This is a genomic window from Sphingobium anseongense (assembly GCF_037725245.1).
Classification (GTDB): Bacteria; Pseudomonadota; Alphaproteobacteria; order Sphingomonadales; family Sphingomonadaceae; genus Sphingobium.
Genome location: NZ_JBBJUL010000001.1, coordinates 25185 through 50401, shown reverse-complemented (window position 1 = coordinate 50401; position 25217 = coordinate 25185). Strand labels below are relative to the sequence as shown.

Here is a 25217-nt window from a genome sequence, read left to right as displayed (position 1 = left end):
CTTTTACGATAAAGCCGTCACGCGAGGCGGCCAGCATAAGGAGTATGTGCAGATGCTCGACCAGGACATGATGAACAGGATCGCCACCGGCAAGGGCTTCATTGCCGCGCTCGACCAGAGCGGCGGTTCGACGCCCAACGCGCTAAAGGGCTATGGTGTCGAGGAAGGCGCCTGGGGTTCCGAAGAGGAGATGTTCGCCCTCATCCACCAGATGCGCAGCCGTATCATCACCTCGCCGTGTTTCAACGGCGACAAGGTGCTGGGCGCGATCCTGTTCGAACGGACGATGGACGGCACGGTCGACGGCAAGCCCACGCCGCAGGCGCTGAGCGAGCGCGGCGTCGTTCCGTTCATCAAGATCGACAAGGGCATGGAGGACGAGGCCAACGGCGTTCAGTTGATGAAGCCCAATCCGGGGCTCGACGCGCTGTTGCGCAAGGCCAAGGGCCTGGGCGTGTTCGGCACGAAGGAGCGGTCGGTGATCCACCTCGCCAATCGCGAGGGCATTGCCGCCGTCGTCAAGCAGCAGTTCGAAGTGGGCCAGCAGGTGCTGGCCGCCGGGCTGATGCCGATGATCGAGCCGGAAGTGAACATCAAGAGCGCCGAACGCGCGCAGGCCGACCAGATCCTGCTCGAGGAACTGCTCAAGGCGCTGGATGCGATGCCGGGCGACGACAAGGTGATGCTCAAGCTGTCGCTGCCGACGAAGGCAGGGCTGTTCGATCCGCTGGTCGATCATCCCCGCGTACTGCGCGTCGTCGCGCTGTCCGGGGGCTTCAAGCGAACCGAGGCGTGCGCGGAACTGGCGAAGAATCGCGGCATGATCGCGAGCTTCAGCCGTGCGCTGCTGGAGGACCTGCGCCATCAGATGAGCGAAGACGAGTTCGCCGCATCGCTGGGCGGCGCGATCGACGAGATCCACGCGGCATCGACGGTCAAGGCGTAGGCCAGGGAGGCTCCAGCCCTGTTGGGGCCGGCAGCCTCTAACTTCGCACTTTTCACGCTCGATCGGTTTTTTTCGAACATTCCCGCGACATGATGTTGCGCGGGAGCGGCGGGTGACGGACGAGTGGAAAGAGCCGGGTCCATAGCTAGCATGGGTGCGAGCCTGTAGGACAGCGGCGCGATTGGCGGACGGTCGCGCCTGAAGCGGGAGCGGTTGATCGGATCGCATCGTGGTCGACCGCTAAAGAGCGCCCTGCCAATAGCCGGATCACCCAATGTTCGCCCAGGCCGGGCGGTCATGATTGAAGGTTGGGCGCTCCAGGCTTTTGCGCGGCCCCCGCGTCATCAAATGATTTCATCTGATCGCAAATCGCTCTAAGGCGCGGGGCATGACAGACCTGCCAGAAACAGACGATCCCACCGCGCTCGACCCCGCCTTTGCCGACCAGTTCGAGCCGGGGTTCCGCCCCGCCTGCCAGCTGTACCTGATTTCGCCGCCGGCGATCGAGCCGGGCTTTGTCGACCGGTTGGCAGCGGCGTTCGACGGCGGGCCGGTCGCGGCGTTCCAGTTGCGGCTCAAGGGGCTTGACGATCATGCCATCGCCGCGCTGGCCGATCCGCTGCAAAGGCTGTGCGCCGACCGGGAGGTGGCGTTCATCGTCAACGACAGCATCGGTCTGGCCAAGCGGCTGGGCGCGGACGGCGTGCATCTGGGGCAGGAAGACGGCGACCCGCGCGAGGCGCGCAAGATATTGGGTCCCAAGGTGCAGATCGGCGTCACCTGTCACGACAGCCGCCATCTGGCGATGGAAGCCGGCGAGGCGGGGGCCGATTATGTCGCGTTCGGCGCTTTCTATCCAACGACCACCAAGGAAACGCACCACCGGCCCGACCCGTGGATCCTGGGCTGGTGGACGACATTGTTCGAGCTTCCCTGCGTCGCCATCGGCGGGATCACGGCGAACAATGCCGCGCCGCTGATCGCGGCGGGCGCGGACTTCATCGCCGTCAGCGGGGCGGTGTGGGGCCATCCGGGCGGCGCGGGCGCGGGCGTGGCGGCGTTCGGGAGCGTGTTGCCACACAGGTAGCGGCGCGGGCCGTTTGCCAATCGCCGTCGCGGCGCAGCCTTTCACATCTTCGAGCGTTCTTATTCGGTCCTGTACGGAGAGAATGCCTTGCCCAAATATCTGCTTCTGGCCGCGCTGTTGTGCGGCGCCTGCAACGTCAGCGTCACCGGTGCCAATGATAGCGCCGCCGCGCCGGATAAGGCGCAGCCCGGCAATGCGGCCGCAGCGGCGGCAGATGGCGGCGAAGCCTATGCCTTTGCGGTCGTGGACGAGCCAGGCGCCGGGCCGTTCCAGCCCAATTCGATATTACAGGCCCAGGTAGCGCTCGATCGCCGGGGATTTTCGCCCGGTGTGCTGGACGGTCGGGAAGGCATGTCCTTCACCGCCGCCCTGCGGGGCTTTCAGGAGGCCAACGCCCTGCCGGTGACGGGCGAATATGACCAGGCGACGGCGACCGCGCTGCTGGAAGGCGAGGCGCGACCGACGACGTGGCTGGTCCGCATTCCCGAAGGCTTTGCGCGCGGGCCGTTCTTCGACATTCCCAAGGGACTGAACAATCAGGCCAGCCTGCCTGCGCTTACCTATCGCAACCTGCTCGAAAAGCTGGCGGAGCGGTTCCATACGACGCCCGAGGCGCTGGTTGCGCTCAATCCTGCGGGCACGAAGGTCGGGCCGGGGGCGACGATCCGCGTGCCGGCCATAGAAAACCGGCCCGTCGCGTCGATCGAGGGGGACGAGCGCGGCTGGGGCGAGACGCTGGCCAGCCTGGGCGTCGCCAAGGACCAGCCGCAGGCCGATCATATCGTGGTCGACAAGTCTGAAGGGCTGCTGAAGGTCTATGACGCGCAGAACAAGCTGATCGCGCAGTTTTCAGCGACGATGGGATCGCAGCGGGACCCGTTGCCGCTGGGCGAATGGACGATCAAGGGCGTGAGCCGCAACCCCGATTTTCACTATAGCCCCGACCTGTTCTGGGATGCGTCGGCCAAGGACGAGAAGGCGGTGCTCAAACCCGGCCCCAACGGTCCTGTCGGCGTGGTGTGGATCGACCTGTCCAAGGATCATTATGGCATTCACGGCACCCCCGAACCGCAGATGATAGGCCGCACGCAAAGCCATGGTTGTATCCGCCTGACCAACTGGGACGCGGCGCGGCTGGCGCAGATGGTGAAGACCGGCGTGAAGGCCGTGTTCCAGGCATGATCGGGCCCGAGCCAGATGCCGGTCGAGCGGGATAGGCCGGGCGGCGGCGCGGCCATGCCCGCCCGCATCCGCCGCTGGTCGTGGATCATTCTCGCCCTGATGCTAAGTGTCGCCTTCGCCCATTTTTGCGTCCGCATCCTGCCCGCCGATGGACCGTCCTTGCCGGCGCCAACCGCCGTGGCCGCCGGGCCGCTGCTGATCCCGGTGGAAGGAGTGCCGGCCGCCGCGCTCACCGACAGCTTCACCCAGGCGCGCGGCGCGGGGACGCGGTCGCATGCGGCAATCGACATCAAGGCGGCGCGGGGCAGGGCGGTGCGCGCCGCGGCCAGCGGGCGGATCGAAAAAATCTTCTGGAGCAAGGATGGCGGGCGAACGCTCTACGCCCGGACCGACGATGGGCGGCAGATTCACTATTATGCCCATCTCGACAGCTATGCGCCGGGCCTTCGCGAAGGCGGCAGGGTGATCCGTGGCGCGAAAATCGGCACGGTGGGCAGCACCGGCAACGCGGACCCCGCCGGGCCGCACCTGCATTTCGCGGTGCATGTCATGGCGCCGGGCGAGCCGTGGCATGGCGGACGCGCGATCAACCCCTATCCGCTGCTGGCGCGCGCGCGATGAGCGCGCCCCCCTTGCCCTGATGCTCCGGGAGTTGTAGAGGCCGCCACCGGCTCTTTTCACCTTCAAACTCACAGGCAGGCTCTTCCCATGAAGATCAGCGGCGTGGACATTCGTCCCGGCAACAATATCGAATATGAGGGCGGCCTGTGGCGCGCTGTCAAGATTCAGCACACCCAGCCCGGCAAGGGAGGCGCCTATATGCAGGTGGAGCTGAAGAACCTGATCGACGGCCGCAAGAACAACGTCCGCTTCCGGTCCGCCGAAAGCGTCGAGCGCATCCGGCTCGACACCAAGGATTTCCAGTATCTCTATGCCGAAGGTGACATGCTGGTTTTCATGGACAATGAAAATTACGAGCAGATCAACCTGGCCAAGGACCTGATCGGCGACGCCGCCGACTTCCTGCAGGACGGCATGGAAGTGACGCTGGAAATGTATGACGAGCGGCCGATTTCGGTGCAGCTGCCCGACACCATCGAGGCGACGGTGGTGGAGGCCGACGCGGTGGTCAAGGGCCAGACGGCGTCGGCGAGCTACAAGCCCGCGATCCTCGACAATGGCGTGCGCGTCATGGTGCCGCCCCACATCGTCAGCGGCACGCGCATCGTCGTCGACGTCTATGCGCGCGAATATGTGAAACGCGCGGACGGATGATCCGGCGGCGCGCGCTCATTGCCGCAAGCGGCCTGGCCGGGCTGCTGCTTGGCGGGGCCGCTCTGGCGGCTGAACGGGCCGTGCCGACCAAGGCGCAGGTCGACAGCGCCGCCTTTCATCTTAAGGTGCTGCTGAGCGCGCTCCAGTCCAAGGACGTCGACCAGCCGATCAAGAACGTCCTGTTCGTGTGCCTGTACGAAAATCCGTTCGGCAAGATCAGCGAAGCGACCACCAAGGTGCTGGCCGGCAACAAGCTGGACCCCAAGGACGCCAACAAGGTGCTCACCGTGATGGCCGGGGTGTGCGGTTTGCGTCCGGGCGGCAGCGCGCAGCCCGCGCCCAAGCCTGCCCCCAAGCCGGGAACGCCCTCGCAGCCTCCGGGCCGATAAACCCAATCAGTCTCCCCGGCCAAGCGGGGAGGGAGAAAATTCATGGTATCGCATTCCGGCCTATTGACCGTCATGGAACGCGCCGCGCGCAAGGCGGGGGGCAAGCTGCGCCGCGACTTCGGCGAGGTCGAGCATTTGCAGGTCAGCCGCAAGGGGCCGGCGGATTTCGTGTCCAAGGCCGACAAGCAGGCCGAAAAGACGCTGGTCGAGGAGTTGCAGCGGGCGCGGCCCGATTGGGGCTTCCTGCTGGAAGAAGGCGGCGAGATCGCCGGCGACCCGACCAAGCCGCGCTGGATCATCGATCCGCTCGACGGTACCAGCAACTTCCTGCACGGCATCCCGCATTTCGCGATTTCCATCGCGGTGGAAGAACCGCTGTACGGCGGCAAGAAGGACATCACGACGGGACTGGTCTATCAGCCGTTCACCGACGAAAGCTATTGGGCGGAAAAGAGCCGGGGGGCGTGGCGGCACGACCAGCGGTTGCGGGTGTCGGCGCGGCGCGACATGGCCGACTGCCTGATCGCGACCGGCATCCCGTTCATGGGTCATGGCGATTTTGCCCAATGGACGCGCATCTTCGGCGCGGTCGCGCCTTCGGTCGCGGGCATTCGCCGGTTCGGCGCGGCGTCGCTCGACCTCGCCCATGTCGCATCGGGACGCTATGACGGATTCTGGGAAAGCGATCTGCAACCCTGGGACGTGGCGGCGGGCATATTGCTGGTGCGCGAGGCGGGCGGTTTCGTCACCGACTATCGCGGCGGCGACCAGCCCATCGAGCGGCGCGAAGTGATCGCCGGGAATGACGCGATTCACAGCAAGCTGCACAAGCTGGTGGCGAACGCGCTGAGATAGGCGAAGGACCAGGCCTTTTTGCGAATCATTCTCACGGTTTGCGCCCCTTGCTTCGCATATGCAGCGCGCCTAAAGCGCCCTCACACCCATTTTCGCCCAGGGGATACCATTGGTCGATCTTGCCCAATATCTGCCGATCCTGATGTTTTTGGGGGTGGCTTTGCTGCTTTCGAGCGCATTCGTCTTCCTGCCCATGCTGGTGGGGCGCCTGACGGGCGCGCACAAGCCCAATCCGGCCAAGCTGTCCGAATATGAATGCGGCTTTCCTGCTTTCGAGGAGCCGCGCAGCCAGTTCGACGTGCGCTTCTACCTGGTGGCGATCCTGTTCATCATATTCGACCTGGAAGCGGCCTTTCTGTTCCCGTGGGCCGTCAGCCTGGACCAGATCGGCTGGACCGGATGGGCGACGATGATGATCTTCATAGCGGAGCTGGTGCTCGGCCTCGTCTATGCCTGGAAGAAGGGAGCACTCGATTGGGAGTAGAACTCTATAATCCCGCGCCCGGCACCTTGCCGGCGCTGGGAACCCAGCCAGATGCCGACTTCTTCAATGCGCTGAACGGCGAAGTGAATGACAAGGGTTTCCTCGTCACGTCCACCGAAGACCTGTTCGCCTGGGCGCGGACGGGATCGCTGTGGTGGATGACCTTCGGCCTGGCCTGCTGCGCGGTCGAGATGATCCACGTCAACATGCCGCGTTACGACATGGAGCGTTTTGGCGCCGCGCCGCGCGCGTCCCCGCGCCAGAGCGACGTGATGATCGTCGCGGGTACGCTGTGCAACAAGATGGCGCCGGCGCTCCGCAAGGTCTACGACCAGATGTCGGAACCCAAATATGTGATCTCCATGGGATCGTGCGCCAATGGTGGCGGCTATTATCATTATAGCTATTCGGTGGTGCGCGGGTGCGACCGGATCGTGCCCGTCGACATCTATGTGCCGGGCTGCCCGCCGACCGCCGAAGCGTTGCTTTATGGCGTGATGCAGTTGCAGCGGAAGATCCGCCGGATCGGGACGATCGAGCGTTAAGATGACCCATTCCGCACCGAAAATCGCGACCATCGAGGGCATCGCGCAGGAAATCGAGGCGATCCTCGGTTCGATGCTGGTCGAGACGGTCGATCATGCCGACGAGCTGAGCTTCACCGTGCTGCGCGACGCGTTGCCGCAGGCGATGACGCTGCTGCGTGACCGCGCGCAGTATCAGCAGCTGATGGAGATCGCCGGCGTCGATTATCCCGAACGCGCCGAGCGATTCGAGGTCGCCTATCATCTGCTGAGCGTGACGCGCAACCACCGCATCCGCGTGAAGGTGTCGACCGACGAGGATAAGCCGGTGCCGACCGTCACGCACATCTGGCCGGTCGCGGGCTGGCTGGAGCGTGAAGTGTTCGACATGTATGGCGTGGTGTTCGAGGGCAATACCGACCTGCGCCGCATCCTGACCGATTACGGCTTCAAGGGGCATCCGCAGCGCAAGGATTTCCCGCTGACCGGCTATGTCGAGCTGCGCTATTCCGAAGAGGACAAGCGCGTCGTTTATGAGCCGGTGAAGCTGGCGCAGGACTTCCGCAGCTTCGACTTCATGTCGCCCTGGGAAGGCGCGGAATATATCCTGCCGGGTGACGAGAAGGCCAAGGGCGAAGCGCCCGGCGTGCCGACGCCCGCAGCGCCCGCTGCCTCCACGCCCAAGACGACCGAGAAGAAGGCCGACACCGGCGCTGGCGAAGCGGCGAACACGGCGGCGCAGGTCAAGTCGGCGGACGCGCCCGCAAAGCCCGCGTCTGCGACGGATGAAGGCAAGGGCGCCGCCAAGCCGGAGGACAAGGCATAATGTCCGATTATCTCGAAAAGCTGGACCACCATGTCGACGCCGCCGATCCGACCTATGGCGACACGGAAATCCAGAATTACACGATCAATTTCGGCCCGCAGCATCCGGCCGCGCACGGCGTCCTTCGCCTCGTCATGGAGCTGGAAGGCGAGATCGTCGAGCGGTGCGATCCGCATATCGGGCTGCTGCATCGCGGCACCGAGAAGCTGATCGAGTACAAGACCTATCTCCAGGCTCTGCCCTATTTCGACCGGCTCGACTATTGCTCGCCGCTCGGCATGGAGCATAGCTATGTGCTGGCCATCGAGAAGCTGCTGAACCTGGAGGTGCCGCTGCGCGCGCAATATCTGCGCGTGTTCTTCGCGGAGCTGACGCGCATCTGCAATCATATGCTCAACCTGGGTTCGCACGTCATGGACGTGGGCGCGATGACGCCGAACCTGTGGCTGTTCGAAATTCGCGAGGATTGCCTCAATTTCTTCGAGCGCGCGTCCGGCGCGCGGATGCACAGCGCCTATTTCCGGCCGGGCGGCGTGCATCAGGATGTGCCGCTCAAGCTCCTCACCGATATCGCCGACTGGCTCGACACGCGCCTGCCGCGCCTGTTCGAGGATGCGATCAGCCTTGTCGCCGACAACCGCATCTTCAAGCAGCGCAATGTTGATATTGCGATCGTCAGCAAGGAAGATGCGCTGAAATGGGGCTTTTCCGGCCCGATGCTGCGCGGCTCCGGTATTGCCTGGGATATTCGCAAGGCGCAGCCCTACGATATCTATGACCGGGTCGATTTCGACGTGCCGGTCGGCACCCAATATGACTGCTATGATCGCTTCATGGTGCGCGTGGAGGAGGTCCGCCAGTCGGTGCGGATCATGAAACAGTGCCTGAACGACATGCCCGAAGGCCCGATCGCGAGCTTCGACCGCAAGGTCGTGCCGCCCAAGCGTGGCGAGATGAAGCGGTCGATGGAGGCGCTCATCCATCATTTCAAGCTTTATACCGAGGGCTTCCATGTGCCTGCGGGTGAAGTCTATGTCGCGACCGAAAGCCCCAAGGGCGAATTCGGCGTCTATCTGGTCGCGGATGGCAGCAACAAACCCTATCGCTGCAAGATCCGCCCGACCGCGTTCAGTCATTTGCAGGCGATGGATTTCATGATGAAGGGCCATATGCTGGCCGACGTCACGGCGGTGCTTGGCTCGATGGACATCGTGTTCGGGGAGTGTGACCGGTGAAGCGACTTGCTTTCCTAGGTCTGATTGCCCTGATCATTTCGGCAGGAACCGGATATTACTGGTGGAGCACTCACGCTTATCCCAAATTGGTTTCAGGTCCAAATTCCAATAGAGTCCTGAGCTTGATACGCGCTGTAGATCGCGGGGATACAGAAGAACTCAAAGCTGTCCCCCTTGCGGCGTATGAGTACGGCGTTGCAGAAGACCGAAAGCAGCGTAAAGCCAAAATTACAGATATTCCGGGTAGCGTTCATGCAGATATTCCCGGTGGCCGCGAAGAATGTAGATTATTATCAATCGAAGGATACGAGTCTATTGTTGCTGCCAAATGGCAATGCCCCTGTTGTGACCGAGGATTGGACCGGAAATTCCATTTCTCGGGTGCCCGTTTGGTCAAGATTAGTAATTGGCATGAGTTTATCTTCTAATGGCTGACGCACCCCATATTCCCGATGAGGCCGAAACCCGCGCGCGCTGGGGCGCTTTTGCGTGGACGGCGGAGAATGCCGCGCAGGTGAAAACCATCATCGCGCGCTATCCCGCCGGCCGGCAGCAGTCCGCCGTGATGCCGCTGCTCGACCTGGCGCAACGGCAGGTGGGGGCGGAGACGCAGACGCAAGGGTGGCTGCCCGTGCCGGTGATGGAGTATATCGCCGACCAGCTCGAAATGCCGTACATGCGTGTGTATGAAGTCGCGACCTTCTACACCATGTACAACCTCGCGCCGGTCGGCCGCTATCATGTGCAGGTGTGCGGCACGACGCCCTGCATGCTGCGCGGCTCCGACGATGTGTTCGCCGCGTGCAAGAACAAGGGGCTGGTGAAGGGCGCGACCACGCCTGATGGCCTGTTCACGCTGACCGAAGTCGAGTGTCTGGGCGCCTGCGCCAATGCTCCCATGGTGCAGATCAACGACGATAATTTCGAAGACCTGACCTATGACAGCATGAGCGCGGTGCTGGAAACGCTGGCGGCGGGTGGGCAACCCAAGATCGGGCCGCAGATTGATCGCCAGACGAGCGCGCCCGAGGGTGGACCGACGACGCTCAAAGAGATGGTCACGGAAAACCATGATTATCGGGGGGCGTGGGCGTGAATCGCCATTCTCTCTTCCTCCGTCATCCTGAACTTGTTTCAGGATCCATTTCGCCCCACGCGCCTTCGCTTGCGATGGCACAAGAGGATCGCGTTTTCGGCTTGCGTACCGCCTCGGGGGCCAAAACTGCGCCTGAACCACGATGGATGCTGAAACAAGTTCAGCATGACGGGTGTGGGTTGATGGGGAGCGCCGCCGCATGAGCGCGCTCATCGCCATCATCCTGGGCCTCATCATCTTCGTGATCGCGCTCAAGATTATCGGGGCGGTGCTGGGCCTCGTCATCGGGCTGGGGCTGGCCGTCGGCGCCTATTTCATCGCTGAAAAACTGATCGGAAAGGGCCGCTGATGGCCGACGCTGCCGCAACCCCGGCGCCCTTCGTCGGCCCGCTGGCCGACAAGGACCGCATCTTCACCAACGTCCATGGCTATCAGGACTGGGGCATCGACGCCGCCATGAAGCGTGGCGACTGGGACAATAGCAAGGCGCTGCTGGACATCGGCCAGGACGCGATCATCGAGAAGATGAAGACGAGCGGATTGCGCGGTCGCGGCGGCGCGGGCTTCCCGACCGGCATGAAGTGGAGCTTCATGCCCAAGGAAAGCAAGGACGGGCGTCCGAGCTTCCTGGTGATCAACGCCGACGAATCCGAGCCGGGTTCGTGCAAGGACCGCGAGATCATCCGCCACGATCCGCACAAGCTGATCGAAGGCGCGCTGGTCGCGGGCTTCGCGATGCGCGCGCGCGCGGCCTATATCTATATTCGCGGCGAGTTCATCTACGAAGCCAAGGTGCTGTTCGCGGCGGTCGAGCAGGCCTATGCCAAGGGCTTTATCGGCAAGAATGCCTGCGGTTCGGGCTATGATTTCGACGTGTTCGTCCATCGCGGCGCGGGCGCCTATATCTGCGGCGAGGAAACCGCGCAGATCGAAAGCCTGGAGGGCAAGAAGGGCCAGCCGCGCCTGAAACCCCCGTTCCCGGCGGGCGCAGGGCTTTATGGCTGCCCGACCACTGTCAACAATGTCGAGAGCATCGCGGTCGCCCCGACGATCCTGCGGCGCGGGCCGGAATGGTTCGCGGGCATCGGTCGCCCCGGTAATGTCGGCACCAAGCTGTTCCAGATCAGCGGCCATGTGAACAAGCCCTGCGTCGTCGAGGAGGCGATGGGCATCCCGTTCCGTGAGCTGATCGACCGGCATTGCGGCGGCATTCGCGGCGGCTGGGACAATCTGCTCGCAGTGATCCCCGGCGGGTCGTCGGTGCCTTTGGTTCCCGCGCGCGAGATCATGGACGCGCCGATGGATTTCGATGGCCTCAAGGCGCTTGGGTCGGGCCTCGGCACCGCCGCCGTCATCGTCATGGACAAGTCCACCGACATCGTCCGCGCCATTTCGCGCCTCAGCTATTTCTACAAGCATGAAAGCTGCGGCCAGTGCACGCCATGCCGTGAAGGCACCGGCTGGATGTGGCGCGTGATGGAGCGTTTGCGCACCGGCGAGGCGGATCTGAGCGAGATCGACATGCTCCATCAGGTGACGAAGCAGGTCGAAGGCCACACCATCTGCGCGCTCGGCGACGCGGCCGCCTGGCCGATCCAGGGCCTGATCCGGCACTTCCGCCCGGAAATCGAGCGCCGGATCAACGAGAACAAGGGTAGCGCCCCCGTCATGGAGGCAGCGGAGTGATCGAATGGATCTTATCTTCGCAGTGCTCGACGTTTTCGGCCTGCTCATCCCGCCAAAGGAAGAACGTGACCGGAGGTGGCATCGCCTCGGCTGTTTCGTCACGCTCGCCTTCGCGCTTTTCTTCGCAATCATTGGCAGCATCATTTGGCTGTGGGGTAGTCTCTAATGCCTAAAGTCAAAGTAGACGGCGTAGAACTGGAAGTCCCGGCCGGGGCGACGGTTCTTCAGGCCTGCGAACTGGCGGGGAAGGAAATCCCGCGTTTCTGCTATCATGAGCGGCTGAGCATCGCGGGCAATTGCCGCATGTGCCTGGTCGAGGTGGCGCCGGGGCCGCCCAAGCCGCAGGCGAGCTGTGCGCTGCCCGCCGCCGAGGGGCAGACGATCCGCACCGACAGCGCGATGGTGAAAAAGGCGCGAGAGGGGGTGATGGAGTTTCTGCTCATCAACCATCCGCTCGACTGCCCGATTTGCGACCAAGGCGGCGAATGCGACTTGCAAGACCAGTCGGTCGCCTATGGCCGGGGCGCGTCGCGCTATGACGAGAACAAGCGCGCCGTCACCGAAAAATATATGGGGCCGGTCGTCAAGACGGTGATGACCCGCTGCATCCAGTGCACCCGCTGCGTGCGCTTTGCCGAGGAAGTCGCGGGCGTGCCGGAAATCGGCGCGATCTATCGCGGCGAAAATATGCAGATCACCACCTATCTCGAACATGCCGCCAAGAGCGAGCTGTCGGGCAATGTGGTCGACCTGTGCCCGGTGGGCGCGCTGACGGCCAAGCCCTATGCGTTCGAGGCGCGGCCTTGGGAGCTGAAAAAGACCCATGCGATCGACGTGATGGATGCGGTTGGCACCAACATCCGCCTCGACAGCCGTGGCCGTCAGGTGCTGCGCGCGCTGCCGCGCATCAATGACGACGTGAACGAGGAATGGGCGTCGGACAAGAGCCGGCACAATGTCGACGGCCTGGTGCGCAAGCGGCTCGACAAGCCGTTCGTCCGCAAGGACGGCAAGCTGGTCCCGGCGACCTGGGCGGAGGCTTTCGCGGCGATCGCGGCGGTCCCGCATGGCGGGTCGGTCGCGGCGGTGGCCGGCGACCTGCTCGATTGCGAGACGATGTTCGCGGCCAAGCTGCTGGTCGAAAAGCTGGGCGGGACGATGTTGGAAGGGCGTCAGACCGGGCTTCAATATGATGTGTCGAGCCTGTCGGCGGTCAATTTCAACACGACGCTGAACGGCATCGAAAAGGCGGATGCCATCCTGCTGGTCGGCAGCAATGTGCGCTGGGAAGCGCCGCTGGTGAATACGCGGCTGCGCAAGGCGATCAAGAAGGGCGCCAGGGTTTTCGGCATAGGCCCCGAATTTGACCTGACCTACAAGGTCGAATGGCTGGGCAATGATGCGGCGCTGCTGGCCAAGCTGCCGGATGCGGTGGTGGAAGCCTTTGGCAAGGCCGCGCGGCCCGCGATGATCGTGGGCGGCGGCGTGCTGGCCAAGGACGGCGCGCATGGCGATACGCTGGCGCTGGTCGAGACGCTGGGCCTGATCAAGGACGCCGCTTCGACAGGCTCAGGACAGGGCTGGAACGGCTATAATGTGCTGCATTTCGCGGCGGCGCGGATGGGCGGGTTGATGCTCGGCTATGCGACCGACGGTGGCATCAAGGCGGTGGCTGCGGCGAAACCCAAGCTGCTGTTTGCGCTGGGCGCGGACGAAGTGGATTATGCGGCTTTTCCCGACAGCTTCAAAGTCTATGTCGGCCATCATGGCGACAAGGGCGCGCATGCGGCGGACGTGATCCTGCCGGGCGCGAGCTATGCCGAAAAGGCAGGCACCTATGTCAATCTGGAAGGCCGGGTGCAGCGCGGTGAAAAGGCCGTGTTCGCGCCGGGCGACGCGCGCGAGGACTGGTCGATCCTGCGCGCTCTGTCCGAAGTGATGGGTGCGACGCTGCCGTTCGACACATTCGATGCCTTGCGTGCGGAGATGGCCAAGGCGGTGCCTGCACTGGGCGTCGAGGGGCTGGCCGATTATGGCTGGTCCGTGCCCAAGCTGCCGACCGGCGCGAGCGGCGAGCTGGCTTCGCCGATCAAGGATTTTTACCTGACCAACGCCATCTGCCGCGCCAGCCCGACGATGCAGCAATGCTCGGCCGAACTGGTCCATGGCGCGGAATTCGCGGAGGCGGCGGAGTGATGCTGCAACATAAAATCCTCCCCGGTACGGGGAGGGGGACCATCCGCAGGATGGTGGAGGGGGCTGGCCTCCCGAACCGCGGTGGCTGGATGGGGCACGCCCCCTCCGTCACCCGCTGCGCGGGCGCCACCTCCCCGCAAGCGGGGAGGAGTTTTACGTGACCGCTTTCTTCCAGTCCTTCGGCGCGTCCTTCGACCTCGCCTGGTTCCTTTCGACGATCATCGGCATCCTCGTGATCGCGCTGCCGCTGATGCTGGCCGTCGCGATGATCATCTATGCCGATCGCAAGATCTGGGCGGCGATGGCGCTGCGGCGCGGGCCGAACGTGGTCGGGCCGTTCGGCCTGCTCCAGTCGTTCGCCGATGGCCTCAAGGTATTCCTTCAGGAAACCATCATTCCCTCGGCCGCCAACCGCGTGCTGTTCCTGATCGCGCCGATCATCACCTTCACCGTGGCGCTGATCGCATGGGCGGTGGTGCCGTTCGATGTCGGCGTGGTGCTGGCGGACATCAATGTGGGCCTGCTCTACATCCTCGCCGTCTCGTCGCTCGGCGTGTACGGCATCGTGCTGGCGGGCTGGGCGTCCAACTCCAAATATCCTTTCTACTCCGCGATCCGCGCGTCGGCGCAGATGATCAGCTATGAAGTCTCGATCGGCTTCATCCTGATCTGCGTCGTGCTGTGGGCGGGCAGCTTCAACCTGACCGCGATCGTGGAGAGCCAGAAGGGCTATTATGGCTTTCTGAACGGCAACGGGTTCAACCCGCTGCTCTTCCCGATGGCGATCATGTTCCTGATTTCCGCCATGGCCGAAACCGCGCGCGCGCCCTTCGATCTGACCGAAGCGGAAAGCGAGCTGGTCGCGGGCTACCAGACCGAATATTCGTCCATGGCCTTCGCGCTCTATTGGCTGGGCGAATATGCCAACGTGATCCTGATGTGCGCATTGAACGCGATCTTGTTCTGGGGCGGCTATCTGCCGCCGGTGGACTGGGCGCCGCTCTATTATGTGCCGGGCATCCTCTGGCTGTTCGCCAAGATCCTGTTCTTCTTCTTCGTCTTTTCCTGGGTGAAGGCGACCGTGCCCCGCTACCGTTATGACCAGTTGATGCGGCTGGGCTGGAAAATCTTCCTGCCAACCTCGCTCTTCTTCGTATTCCTGGTCTCGGGCTTCCTCATGCTGACGCGCTATGGAGGCGCACAATGAGCCTCGCTTACTACATCAAATCCTTCACCCTCTGGGAGTTCGTGAAGGCGCACTGGCTGACCTTGAAATATTTTTTCAAGCCCAAGGCGACGATCAACTACCCTTACGAGAAGAACCCGATCAGCCCGCGGTTCCGGGGCGAACATGCGCTGCGTCGCTATCCCAATGGCGAGGAACGCTGCATTGCGTGCAAGCTGTGCGAGGCGGTGTGTCCGGCGCAGGCGATCACCATCGAGGCGCAGCCGCGCGAGGATGGCAGCCGCCGCACCACGCGCTACGACATCGACATGACCAAGTGCATCTATTGCGGCTTCTGCCAGGAGGCCTGCCCGGTGGACGCAGTCGTGGAAGGGCCGAATTTCGAGTTCGCGACCGAAACGCGCGAGGAGTTGATCTACGACAAGGCCAAGCTGCTTGAAAATGGTGACAAGTGGGAACGCGCCATCGCCGCGAACCTTGCCGCCGATGCGCCCTATCGATAATGGGCGCCGTGTCTAACTCAAACCCGTTCGCCCTGAGCCTGTCGAAGGGTTCGACTGAGCGCAGCGAAGTCACTTCACTTCGTTCAGTGGAAGGCTTCGACTTCGCTCGGCCCGAACGGTTTCCGGGGGCCATTCTGTGATCCACGTCCTAGCCTTTTACCTGTTCGCGACGCTGGTCGTGTGCAGCGGCGCGCTGACCATATTGTCGCGCAATCCGGTTCATTCGGTGCTGTGGCTGATCCTGGCGTTCTTCAACGCGGCTGGTCTGATGGTGTTGCTGGGCGCGGAGTTCATCGCGATGCTGCTGGTCATCGTCTATGTCGGCGCGGTCGCGGTGTTGTTCCTGTTCGTCGTCATGATGCTCGACATCGATTTCGCCGAACTGCGCGCCGGTTTCGTCAGCTATCTGCCGTTCGGGATGCTGATCGCGCTGGTGCTGCTCGCTGAAATCATATTGGGGATCGGCATCTGGAGCGTCGGGCCGGTGGAGCTTGCCCAGCGCGCTGCGCCGATCGATCCCCAGATATCGAACATCAAGGCCATCGGGACGCTGCTTTACACCCGCTACATCTTCCTGTTCGAAGCGGCGGGCGTGATCCTGCTGGTGGCGATGATCGGCGCGATCGTCCTGACGCATCGGGCGCGGGGCGGGGTGAAGGGCCAGAATATCGCCAGGCAGAATCGTCGTCGTCCGCAGGATGCTGTCCACAACGTCAATCAGCCGGTCGGGCAGGGGGTGGAGCTGTGAGTATCTTTAAGATCCTCCCCGACACGGGGAGGTGGCAGGCCGAAGGCCTGACGGAGGGGGCTCTCCCCAACCGCAGCGTCCAGTCGATAGCCCCCTCCACCAGCTTCGCTGTCGAAACGAGGCACGTGACTCGTTTCGACCCTCCCCGTGCCGGGGAGGATTGGTCATGATCGGCCTGCAACATTATATGGTGGTCAGCGCCATCCTGTTCGTGATGGGGGTGCTGGGCATCTTCATCAACCGCAAGAACATCATCATCATCCTGATGGCGATCGAACTGATCCTGCTGAGCGTCAACATCAACTTCGTCGCCTTCAGCGCCTTCCTGGGCGATCTGGCGGGGCAGGTGTTCAGCATGTTCGTGCTGACCGTTGCGGCCGGCGAGGCGGCGATCGGCCTGGCCATCCTCGTTATCTATTTCCGTGGTCGCGGCACCATCGCCGTCGACGATGTCAACCGGATGAAGGGCTGAACCTGAGACCATGATCCAGCTTATCGTCCTCCTCCCGCTCCTTGCGGCCATCATCGCCGGGCTTGGCAACAAGGTGCTGGGCAATCTGCCGGCGAAAATCGTCACTACCGGCGCGCTGTTCGCATCTTGCGCGATGAGCTGGCCGATCTTCATCGGCTTCCTCACCGGCCATGGCGAAGCGACGGTCGCGCCGATGTTCACCTGGATCCAGTCGGGCAGCTTCGACGCGCAATGGGCATTGCGGGTGGACGCGATGACGGCGGTCATGCTGGTGGTCATCACCAGCGTGTCGAGCCTCGTTCATCTCTACAGCTGGGGCTATATGGAGGAGGACCCGGATCAGCCGCGCTTCTTCGCCTATCTGTCGCTGTTCACCTTCGCGATGCTGATGCTGGTGACGGCCAACAACCTGCTCCAGATGTTCTTCGGCTGGGAAGGGGTGGGCCTTGCCTCCTACCTGCTGATCGGTTTCTGGTTTCGCAAGCCGTCGGCCAACGCGGCGGCGATCAAGGCGTTCGTCGTCAACCGCGTCGGCGACCTGGGCTTCATGCTCGGCATCTTTGGCACCTATCTGGTATTCGACACCATCTCGATCCCTGAAATCCTGGCCGCCGCGCCATCCATGGCCGGGTCGACCATCGGCTTCCTGGGGCATCGTTTCGACACGATGACCGTGCTGTGCCTGCTGCTGTTCATCGGCGCGATGGGCAAGTCGGCGCAGCTTGGCCTGCACACCTGGCTGCCCGACGCGATGGAAGGCCCGACGCCGGTGTCGGCGCTGATCCACGCGGCGACCATGGTCACGGCCGGGGTCTTCATGGTGTGCCGCCTGTCGCCGATGTTCGAAACCTCACCCACCGCGCTGGGCTTTGTGACCTTCATCGGCGCTGCGACCTGCCTGTTCGCGGCGACGGTGGGCACGGTCCAGAACGACATCAAGCGGGTGATCGCCTATTCGACCTGTTCGCAGCTTGGCTATATGTTCTTCGCGGCGGGCGTGGGCGCCTATGGCGCGGCGATGTTCCATTTGTTCACCCACGCCTTTTTCAAGGCGCTGCTGTTCCTGGGCGCGGGATCGGTGATCCATGCGATGCACCATGAACAGGACATGCGCTATTATGGCGCGCTGCGTAAGGAAATCCCGGTCACCTTCTGGACGATGACGCTGGGCACGCTGGCGATCACCGGCGTCGGCCTGCCGCTCGCCGGTTTTGGCTTTGCCGGCTTCTATTCCAAGGACGCGATCCTGGAGAGCGCCTTTGCCGCGGGCGGGGCGGGCACCGGCGCGTTCCTGGTCGGTATATTCGCGGCGCTGCTGACCAGCTTCTACAGCTGGCGGCTGGTGTTCCTGACCTTCTTTGGCAAAGCCCGCTGGGCAGCATCGGAGCATATCCAGCACGCGCTGCACGACGCGCATGACCATGCCCATGCCCATGCCCATGACAACGCACCCGCGCAGGAAGATGCGGGGCACGATCCGCACGGGCACGAGACCGACGCGCATGCACTGCCCACAGGCACCGGGGGTTACCACCCGCATGAAAGCCCGTGGACGATGCTGACGCCGTTGATCGTGCTGAGCCTGGGCGCGGTATTTGCAGGCTTTCTGTTCCACGACCAGTTCATCGGCGCGGAAGGCGGCATCGAATTCTGGGGCGGCGCGCTGGCGTTCGACAGCCATCTGATGCACGCCGCGCACGAAGTGCCGACCTGGGTGAAATTTTCGCCCTTCGCGGCGATGCTGACCGGCTTGCTGATCGCCTGGGCGAGCTATATCCGCCATACCGACTGGCCGCAGCGCTTTGTCGGCCAGTTCGGCGTGCTGTACCAGTTGCTGCTCAACAAATGGTATTTCGACGAGCTGTATAACGTCATCTTCGTCAAGCCTGCCTTTGCGATCGGCCGCTTCTTCTGGACGTTCGGCGACGTCGGCTTCATCGACCGTTTCGGCCCCAACGGCCTCGCCGCGCTGGTGGTGCAGGGCGGGCGGGTCACGCGCCGGCTGCAATCTGGCTATCTCTACACCTACGCGCTGGTGATGCTGATCGGGCTCGCCGCGGCCGCAACCTGGGCGATGACACGATAATGGGCGGTTTACCCCTTCTTTCGCTGATGATGGCGGTGCCGATGGCAGGCGCGATCGCGTGCCTGTTTTCGAACGCCAGCGCGGCGCGATGGATCGCGCTGGCCGCGACCCTGATCGACCTTGCCCTCGGCATCGTCCTGTGGGCCGGGTTCGACCAGTCGCCCGACGCGCTGCAATGGCAATTTCAGGAATATGCGCCGATCTTTGGCCGTTTCGCCTGGGCTTTGGGGATCGACGGCATCGCGCTGATGCTGATCGTGCTGACCGTGTTCCTGATGCCGATCTGCATCGGCGCCAGCTGGAACGCGATCAACAAGCGGGTCGGCGAATATATGGCGGCGTTCCTGTTCATGGAGGTGCTGATGATCGGCGTCTTCACCGCGCAGGACCTTTACCTCTTTTACATCATGTTCGAAGCCGGCCTGATCCCGATGTACCTGATCATCGGCATATGGGGCGGCGCTGACCGCATCTACGCCAGCTATAAATTCTTCCTCTACACGCTGCTCGGATCGGTGCTGATGCTGATCGCGATGATGTGGATGGTGCATGAAGCGGGCACGACGCAGATACCGGTGCTGATGGCCTATGATTTCGATCCGAAGGTCCAGACGCTGCTGTTCCTTGCCTTCTTCGCCAGCTTTGCGGTCAAGATGCCGATGTGGCCGGTCCACACATGGCTGCCCGACGCGCATGTGCAGGCGCCGACCGCAGGCTCGGTGATCCTGGCGGGCGTGCTGCTCAAGATGGGCGGCTATGGCTTCATCCGCTTTTCGCTGCCGATGTTCCCCGACGCCTCGGCGCAGCTGGCCTGGCTGATATGGGGCCTGTCGATGGTCGCGGTCGTCTACACCAGCCTCGTGGCGCTTGTGCAGTCGGACATGAAGAAGCTGATCGCCTATTCCTCGGTCGCGCATATGGCGATCGTCACGGTCGGCCTGTTCGCCTTCAACCAGGCGGGGATCGAGGGCGCGATGATGGTCATGCTGGGCCATGGCCTGGTGTCGGGCGCGCTGTTCCTGTGCGTGGGCGTCATCTATGACCGCCTGCATACCCGCGAGATCAGCCGTTATGGCGGCCTTTCGATCAACATGCCGCGCTATGCGGTGCTGTTCCTGCTGTTCACCATGGCGTCGGTCGGCCTGCCCGGCACGTCGAACTTCGTCGGCGAATTCCTGGCGCTGATGGGCATCTATCAGGCGTCGAGCTGGGTGGCGCTGGTCTGCACCACGGGCATCATCCTGGGCGCGGCCTATATGCTCTATCTCTATCGCCGCATCTGTTACGGCGAACAGGTCAACGCCGATGCCGCCGCGATGCCCGACCTGTCGGTGCGGGAATTGTGGCTGCTCGCGCCGATCGCCGCTGCGGTGCTGTGGATGGGTGTCTATCCCGAAAGTTTCCTTGCCCCCATGCGCGCCGACATCCGCGCGCTGGAGGCGCGCCTGGCGCCGACCGTGCCGGCCGGGGATTCGCATATCACGATGGGTGCGCCCAGGCCCGCGGGCGAGGCGACGCATGAAATGGAAGCGCACGGGGGAGCGCACTGATGATCGATTCCGTCTCCCTTCTGGCGGTGATGCCCGAACTGGTGCTCACCGTTGGCGGCCTCATCCTGCTGATGGTAGCCGCCTATGCCGGCGATCGCGCGATCCGGGCCGTCAACCTGCTGTCGGTGGCGACGCTCGCGGGCGCCGGAGCGGCGCTTGCCTGTTCGCTGGCCCATGGCCCCGACGCCTTTGACGGCCTGTACCGCGCCGACGCCTTTTCGGTGTTCGCCAAGGCGCTGATCTACGCCGCCGCCGGCGCATCCATCCTGCTCGCGCCGCGCTTCTTTTCGACCGACGGAGCGGAACGCGCCGAATATCCGATCCTGATCCTCTTTGCGACCATCGGCATGGGCATGATGGTGTCTGCGGGCGACATGCTGACGCTCTATGTCGGGTTGGAGATGAACAGCCTTGCCGCCTATGTGCTGGCGAGCTTCATGCGGCAGGACGAGCGCTCGTCCGAGGCGGGCCTCAAATATTTCGTGCTGGGGTCGCTGGCGAGCGGCATCCTGCTGTACGGCATATCGCTGCTCTACGGCTTTACCGGCAGCACCGGCTTTGACGGCATCGCCATCGCCATCGGCGACGGCCTGTCCAACGGCGAGCTGTTCGGCCTTGTATTCATTCTGTCGGGCCTGGCGTTCAAGGTCAGCGCGGTGCCGTTCCATATGTGGACGCCCGACGTCTATGAAGGCGCGCCCACCCCGGTCACGGCCTTTTTCGCGAGCGCGCCCAAGGTCGCGGCGATCGGCCTGCTGGTGCGCGTCGCCATCGAGGCGCTGGGGCCGGCGGGCCTGGCCTGGCAGCAGATCATGATCTTCGTCGCGCTCGCGTCGATCCTGTTCGGCGGGGTCGCCGCCATCGGCCAGACCAATATCAAGCGGCTGATGGCCTATTCGTCGATCAACAATGTCGGCTTCGCGCTGATCGGCCTCGCCTGCGGCACGCCCGCCGGGGTTGCCGCGACGATGAGCTACATGGCGATCTATGTGCTGATGACCATCGGCGCCTTTGCCTGCATCCTCCAGATGCGCGATGCCGACGGCAAGCCGGTCGAAACCATCGCCAGCCTCGCCGGCCTGTCGCAGTCGCGCAAGGGGCTGGCGGCTGCCTTTGCGATCTTCATGTTCTCGATGGCCGGCATACCGCCGCTGTTCGGCTTCTGGGCCAAGTTCCTGGTGTTCGAGGCGGCGGTCGGCGCGAACCTGACGGCGCTGGCCGCCTTCGGTATCGCCGCGTCGGTGATCGGCGCCTTCTATTATCTCAAGATCATCAAGACGATCTATTTCGACGAACCGACAGCCGCCTATGAAGCGCGCGGCGGCATGATCGAAAACGGCATATTGACTGCCTGCGCGGTGGTGATCGTGATCGGCTACCTGCTCAACCCGGTTCTCGACCGGGCGAGCGCGGCGGCAGCGGCGTCGCTGTTCTGAGCCATATAGATTTCGTCGCCGAGACCGGCTCCACCAACGCCGACATGCTGGCGCTGGCCGGGCAGGGCGTGCCCGAAGGACGCTGGTTGCGGGCGGCGCGCCAGACCGGCGGTCGCGGTCGCATGGGGCGGGCCTGGGAAAGCCCCGAGGGTAATCTTCACTGTTCGACGCTGGTGCGCGTGCGCCCCGGCGATCCGCCGGCGCACACGCTGGCGCTGGTCGCGGCGGTGGCGGTCCATGCTCTGGTCGCCCCGCTCTGCGCCGGGCAGGCGCGGATCAAATGGCCCAACGACGTCCTCGTCGACGGCGCAAAGATCGCCGGCATCCTGCTGGAGCGGGAAGGCGACGCGGTGGTGATCGGCATCGGCGTCAATGTGACCGGTTACCCCCAGGGGCTTGACCGGCCGGTGACGAGTCTGTGGGCGCAGGGCGCGGCGGAGGCGAGCGCGCCGGCGCTGGCCGAGCGGCTTGCGGAGATTTTCGCGCACTGGCTGGCGGTATGGCGGGCGCACGGGATCGAACCGGTGCGCACCCACTGGCTGATCAACGCCCACCCCGCAGGCCAGCCGCTGCGCGCGGTTTTGCCCGACGGGGACGTGGTGGAAGGGCAGTTCGTGACGCTGAACGGCGACGGAACGCTGATCCTGCGCTTGGCGAATGGTGACGCGCGTGCCATTCATGCCGCCGATATCTTTCTGATCTGACGCCAGGGGACGGGCCGGCCATGCTACTCGCCATCGATGCGGGCAACACCAATGTCGTATTCGCGCTGCTCGAAGGGCGGGATATCCGCGCGCGCTGGCGGATCGCGACCGATCCGCGCCGCACGGCGGATGAATATGCGGTCTGGCTCAACCAGTTGCTGATGCTGGAGGGCTATGGCCTCAAGGATGTCGATGCCGTCATTATCGCCACGGTGGTGCCGCGCGCGCTGCATAATCTTCAGGTGCTGGCGGACAAATATTTCAAGTGCCCGGCGCTGGTCGCGGGGCAGGCGCCGGTCGAATGGGGTATCGAGCTGGACGTGGCCGAACCGGCATCGGTGGGCGCCGACCGGGTTGTAAACGCCATTGCGGCGCACCATCTTTATGCCTGCGACCTGATCGTCATCGATTTCGGGACGGCGACGACCTTCGACGTGGTCGACTATAACGGCACCTACAAGGGCGGCATCATCGCTCCGGGAATCAACCTGTCGCTCGATGCGCTGGTCGCGGCGGCGGCGAAGCTGCCCAAGATCGCGATCGCCCCGCCCGAAAGCCGATCGGTGATCGGACGGACGACCGAGGCGCAGATGCAGATCGGTGTGTTCTGGGGCTATGTGGCGATGATGGAGGGGCTGGTCGCGCGGATGCGAAGCGAAATCGGCCGGCCGACCAAGGTAATTTCGACGGGGGGCCTGGCGGTCCTCTTCAACGACAACAGCGATATTTTCGATGCGATCGCGCCGGACCTGACGGTTCAGGGCCTCGCGCTGATGCACGAACGGAGTAGACAAGCATAATGAAACCCAAGGATGAGCTGCTCTTCCTGGCCCTTGGCGGGTCGGGCGAGATCGGCATGAACGTCAATCTGTACGGTTGCCAGGGCAAATGGGTGATGGTCGACCTGGGCCTGACCTTTGCCGATCCCAATTATCCGGGCGTGGACCTGATCCTGCCCGACCTCACATTCATCGAGGAGCGGCGCAAGGACCTGCTCGGCATCGTGCTGACCCATGGGCATGAGGATCATATCGGCGCCATCCCCTATCTTGCCGCCGACCTTGGCGTGCCGCTCTATGCGACGCCCTTCACCGCCAGCCTCATCCGGCTGAAGCTGGAGGAAGAGGGGCTGGCCAAGGAGGTCAAGCTGCATGTCATCGAGAATGAGGGCAGCTTCGAACTCGGTCCGTTCGGCTTCCGCTACATGCCGCTGGCGCACTCGATCCCCGAAGGCAATGCGCTGCTGATCGAAACGCCGCACGGGCGCATCTTTCACACCGGCGACTGGAAGCTGGACGAACGGCCGTTGCTGGGCGTGCCTTCGACCCCCGAAGAACTGACCGCCGTGGGCGACCAGGGCGTGCTGGCGCTGGTGTGCGACAGCACCAATGTCTTCAACGATCAGGCCAGCGGGTCCGAAGGCGACGTTCGCACCGGGTTGATGCAGACGGTGGAAAGCGCGGAGGGGCGTGTGCTCGTGACGACCTTTGCGTCCAACGCCGCGCGGCTCCAGACGCTGGGCGAAGTCGCCAACGCGACCGGACGGACATTGTGCGTTGCCGGGCGTTCGCTCGACCGGATCATCGGCGCCGCCAAGGCGGCGGGCTATCTCAAGGATTTCCCGCCGACGGTCGACTGGGATGCCGCCATGCGGCTGCCCCGTCGCGACGTGATGATCCTGGCCACCGGCGGGCAGGGCGAAGCGCGCGCCGCGCTCGCGCGGATCGCATTCGACAGCCATCCGATCAAGCTGAGCGAGGGCGACATGGTCGTCTTTTCCTCCAAGCAGATCCCCGGCAACGAGATCGCGATCGGCCGCATCCAGAATGCGCTGGCCCATTCGGGCGTGATCATGGTCACCGACCGTCAGGCCGAAGTCCATGTGTCGGGCCATCCGGGGCGACCGGAACTGGAAGCGATGTATCGCTGGATCAGGCCGCAGATCTTGCTGCCGGTTCATGGCGAGCGTCGGCACATGGCCGAACAGGCGCGGCTGGGGCTGGCGAACGGCGTGCCGAACGCGGTTGTGCAATCCAACGGCGACCTGCTGCGGCTCGCCCCCGGCAAGCCCGAAATCATCGGCCATCAGGAATCGGGACGATTGGTGCTGGACGGCGATGTCATCCTGCCCGCCGACGGGCAGACGATGAACGAGCGGCGCAAGCTGGCCCTGCACGGCCAGATCAGCATCGCCGTGGCGATCGACGGCAAGGGACGGCTGGTCGGGCATCCGACGCTGCGCACGCAGGGCGTGCCGGTGGAGGAGGACAAGGACAGCTTCCTGGCCGAAGCGGCGCGGGAAGCGGCGGCGGTGGTGCCCAAGGGATCGGCGGAAGCCGATGCCCTGCGCGAGCGCGTGCGGCTGGCGGTGCGGCGGACGGCGACGCGCTGGACCGGCAAGAAGCCGGTGGTGGACGTGCTGCTCATTCAGGCCTAATCGGGGCGGGACATGAACTGGTACGCCATCTTCGCCATCTATGTGCTGTTCTGGGTGATCAGCGCCTTCATCATGCTGCCCTTTGGCATTCGTACCCCGGATGAAACCGGGGAAACGCTGGTGAAGGGGCAGGCCGACAGCGCGCCGAGCAATTTCCGCCCCGCCACGGTGGCGCTGCGCGCGACGATCCTGTCGGCGCTGTTGTTCGGGCTCTATTACGCCAACTATGTCGAAGGATGGGTCACGCTCGACCGCTTCGTCCACAGGTCGGCGGATTAAGACCCGGAAGATCGGGTTGCGGGCCGCTTGTCTCA

28 protein-coding genes are annotated in these 25217 nt (G+C 63.8%); all 28 read left to right on the top strand.

The features are described 5' to 3' along the window. Positions 1-52: 52 nt before the first annotated feature. The 28 genes from WG908_RS00255 to WG908_RS00120 all read left to right on the top strand — a co-directional run bounded on the left by WG908_RS00255 (position 53) and on the right by WG908_RS00120 (position 25182). On the top strand, positions 53-946 hold the full coding sequence (locus tag WG908_RS00255) for a fructose bisphosphate aldolase (protein ID WP_340184550.1): 894 nt from the start codon (positions 53-55) through the stop codon (positions 944-946). Positions 947-1334: 388 nt separating this feature from the next. After that, positions 1335-2033, top strand: coding sequence for a thiamine phosphate synthase (thiE, locus tag WG908_RS00250; RefSeq protein WP_340184549.1), 699 nt, complete (start codon positions 1335-1337; stop codon positions 2031-2033). 87 nt (positions 2034-2120) lie between these two features. After that, positions 2121-3215 (top strand): L,D-transpeptidase family protein, encoded by a 1095-nt coding sequence (locus WG908_RS00245; RefSeq protein ID WP_340184548.1) that lies wholly within the window; start codon positions 2121-2123, stop codon positions 3213-3215. A 54-nt stretch (positions 3216-3269) separates the two neighbouring features. After that, positions 3270-3836, top strand: a complete 567-nt coding sequence (locus WG908_RS00240) for a M23 family metallopeptidase (protein WP_340184547.1) — start codon at positions 3270-3272, stop codon at positions 3834-3836. Positions 3837-3923: 87 nt separating this feature from the next. After that, positions 3924-4490, top strand: a complete 567-nt coding sequence (efp, locus tag WG908_RS00235) for an elongation factor P (RefSeq protein WP_340184546.1) — start codon at positions 3924-3926, stop codon at positions 4488-4490. Beyond that, positions 4487-4879 (top strand): hypothetical protein, encoded by a 393-nt coding sequence (locus WG908_RS00230; protein WP_340184545.1) that lies wholly within the window; start codon positions 4487-4489, stop codon positions 4877-4879. The genes efp and WG908_RS00230 overlap by 4 nt, the downstream gene beginning before the upstream one ends. A gap of 42 nt (positions 4880-4921) precedes the next feature. Then, on the top strand, positions 4922-5734 hold the full coding sequence (locus WG908_RS00225) for an inositol monophosphatase family protein (RefSeq protein WP_340184544.1): 813 nt from the start codon (positions 4922-4924) through the stop codon (positions 5732-5734). A 109-nt stretch (positions 5735-5843) separates the two neighbouring features. Beyond that, on the top strand, positions 5844-6218 hold the full coding sequence (locus tag WG908_RS00220; protein ID WP_340184543.1) for an NADH-quinone oxidoreductase subunit A: 375 nt from the start codon (positions 5844-5846) through the stop codon (positions 6216-6218). Next, complete coding sequence (locus WG908_RS00215) at positions 6209-6763, top strand: NuoB/complex I 20 kDa subunit family protein (protein ID WP_340184542.1); 555 nt, start codon at positions 6209-6211, stop codon at positions 6761-6763. Before WG908_RS00220 ends, WG908_RS00215 begins: the two co-directional genes overlap by 10 nt. Position 6764: 1 nt before the next feature. Continuing rightward, positions 6765-7568 (top strand): NADH-quinone oxidoreductase subunit C, encoded by an 804-nt coding sequence (locus tag WG908_RS00210; RefSeq protein WP_340184541.1) that lies wholly within the window; start codon positions 6765-6767, stop codon positions 7566-7568. Beyond that, positions 7568-8803 carry an NADH-quinone oxidoreductase subunit D gene (locus WG908_RS00205; RefSeq protein ID WP_340184540.1) on the top strand — a complete coding sequence of 412 codons (1236 nt, stop codon included), beginning with the start codon at positions 7568-7570 and terminating at the stop codon, positions 8801-8803. The genes WG908_RS00210 and WG908_RS00205 overlap by 1 nt, the downstream gene beginning before the upstream one ends. Further along, positions 8800-9231, top strand: coding sequence for a hypothetical protein (locus tag WG908_RS00200; protein WP_340184539.1), 432 nt, complete (start codon positions 8800-8802; stop codon positions 9229-9231). The genes WG908_RS00205 and WG908_RS00200 overlap by 4 nt, the downstream gene beginning before the upstream one ends. Beyond that, positions 9231-9899, top strand: coding sequence for an NADH-quinone oxidoreductase subunit NuoE (gene nuoE / locus WG908_RS00195; protein ID WP_340184538.1), 669 nt, complete (start codon positions 9231-9233; stop codon positions 9897-9899). The genes WG908_RS00200 and nuoE overlap by 1 nt, the downstream gene beginning before the upstream one ends. Positions 9900-10098: 199 nt before the next feature. Beyond that, entirely contained in the window at positions 10099-10248 is a 150-nt protein-coding gene (locus WG908_RS00190) for a hypothetical protein (protein WP_340184537.1), read from the top strand. Then, complete coding sequence (nuoF, locus tag WG908_RS00185; RefSeq protein WP_340184536.1) at positions 10248-11585, top strand: NADH-quinone oxidoreductase subunit NuoF; 1338 nt, start codon at positions 10248-10250, stop codon at positions 11583-11585. Before WG908_RS00190 ends, nuoF begins: the two co-directional genes overlap by 1 nt. A 4-nt stretch (positions 11586-11589) precedes the next feature. Then, a complete protein-coding gene (locus WG908_RS00180) occupies positions 11590-11751 on the top strand; it encodes a hypothetical protein (RefSeq protein ID WP_340184535.1) in 162 nt (53 codons plus the stop codon). Then, a complete protein-coding gene (gene nuoG, locus WG908_RS00175; protein WP_340184534.1) occupies positions 11751-13781 on the top strand; it encodes an NADH-quinone oxidoreductase subunit NuoG in 2031 nt (676 codons plus the stop codon). Before WG908_RS00180 ends, nuoG begins: the two co-directional genes overlap by 1 nt. Positions 13782-13938: 157 nt before the next feature. After that, positions 13939-14988 (top strand): NADH-quinone oxidoreductase subunit NuoH, encoded by a 1050-nt coding sequence (nuoH, locus tag WG908_RS00170; protein WP_340184533.1) that lies wholly within the window; start codon positions 13939-13941, stop codon positions 14986-14988. After that, positions 14985-15470 (top strand): NADH-quinone oxidoreductase subunit NuoI, encoded by a 486-nt coding sequence (gene nuoI / locus WG908_RS00165; protein WP_340184532.1) that lies wholly within the window; start codon positions 14985-14987, stop codon positions 15468-15470. Before nuoH ends, nuoI begins: the two co-directional genes overlap by 4 nt. A gap of 136 nt (positions 15471-15606) precedes the next feature. Further along, on the top strand, positions 15607-16218 hold the full coding sequence (locus WG908_RS00160) for an NADH-quinone oxidoreductase subunit J (protein WP_340184531.1): 612 nt from the start codon (positions 15607-15609) through the stop codon (positions 16216-16218). 166 nt (positions 16219-16384) lie between these two features. Further along, positions 16385-16690 carry an NADH-quinone oxidoreductase subunit NuoK gene (gene nuoK, locus WG908_RS00155; protein ID WP_340184530.1) on the top strand — a complete coding sequence of 102 codons (306 nt, stop codon included), beginning with the start codon at positions 16385-16387 and terminating at the stop codon, positions 16688-16690. A 10-nt stretch (positions 16691-16700) separates the two neighbouring features. Further along, complete coding sequence (gene nuoL / locus WG908_RS00150) at positions 16701-18776, top strand: NADH-quinone oxidoreductase subunit L (protein ID WP_340184529.1); 2076 nt, start codon at positions 16701-16703, stop codon at positions 18774-18776. Continuing rightward, positions 18776-20326, top strand: a complete 1551-nt coding sequence (locus WG908_RS00145; RefSeq protein WP_340184528.1) for an NADH-quinone oxidoreductase subunit M — start codon at positions 18776-18778, stop codon at positions 20324-20326. Before nuoL ends, WG908_RS00145 begins: the two co-directional genes overlap by 1 nt. Next, positions 20326-21762, top strand: coding sequence for an NADH-quinone oxidoreductase subunit NuoN (nuoN, locus tag WG908_RS00140; protein WP_340184527.1), 1437 nt, complete (start codon positions 20326-20328; stop codon positions 21760-21762). The genes WG908_RS00145 and nuoN overlap by 1 nt, the downstream gene beginning before the upstream one ends. Positions 21763-21767: 5 nt before the next feature. Further along, a complete protein-coding gene (locus WG908_RS00135; protein WP_340184954.1) occupies positions 21768-22466 on the top strand; it encodes a biotin--[acetyl-CoA-carboxylase] ligase in 699 nt (232 codons plus the stop codon). 20 nt (positions 22467-22486) lie between these two features. After that, entirely contained in the window at positions 22487-23266 is a 780-nt protein-coding gene (locus tag WG908_RS00130; RefSeq protein ID WP_340184526.1) for a type III pantothenate kinase, read from the top strand. Further along, positions 23266-24903, top strand: coding sequence for a ribonuclease J (locus WG908_RS00125; RefSeq protein WP_340184525.1), 1638 nt, complete (start codon positions 23266-23268; stop codon positions 24901-24903). The genes WG908_RS00130 and WG908_RS00125 overlap by 1 nt, the downstream gene beginning before the upstream one ends. Positions 24904-24915: 12 nt before the next feature. After that, the gene (locus WG908_RS00120) at positions 24916-25182 is read left to right on the top strand and encodes a DUF1467 family protein (RefSeq protein ID WP_340184524.1); all 267 of its coding nucleotides are present in this window, start codon (positions 24916-24918) and stop codon (positions 25180-25182) included. Positions 25183-25217: the final 35 nt, after the last annotated feature.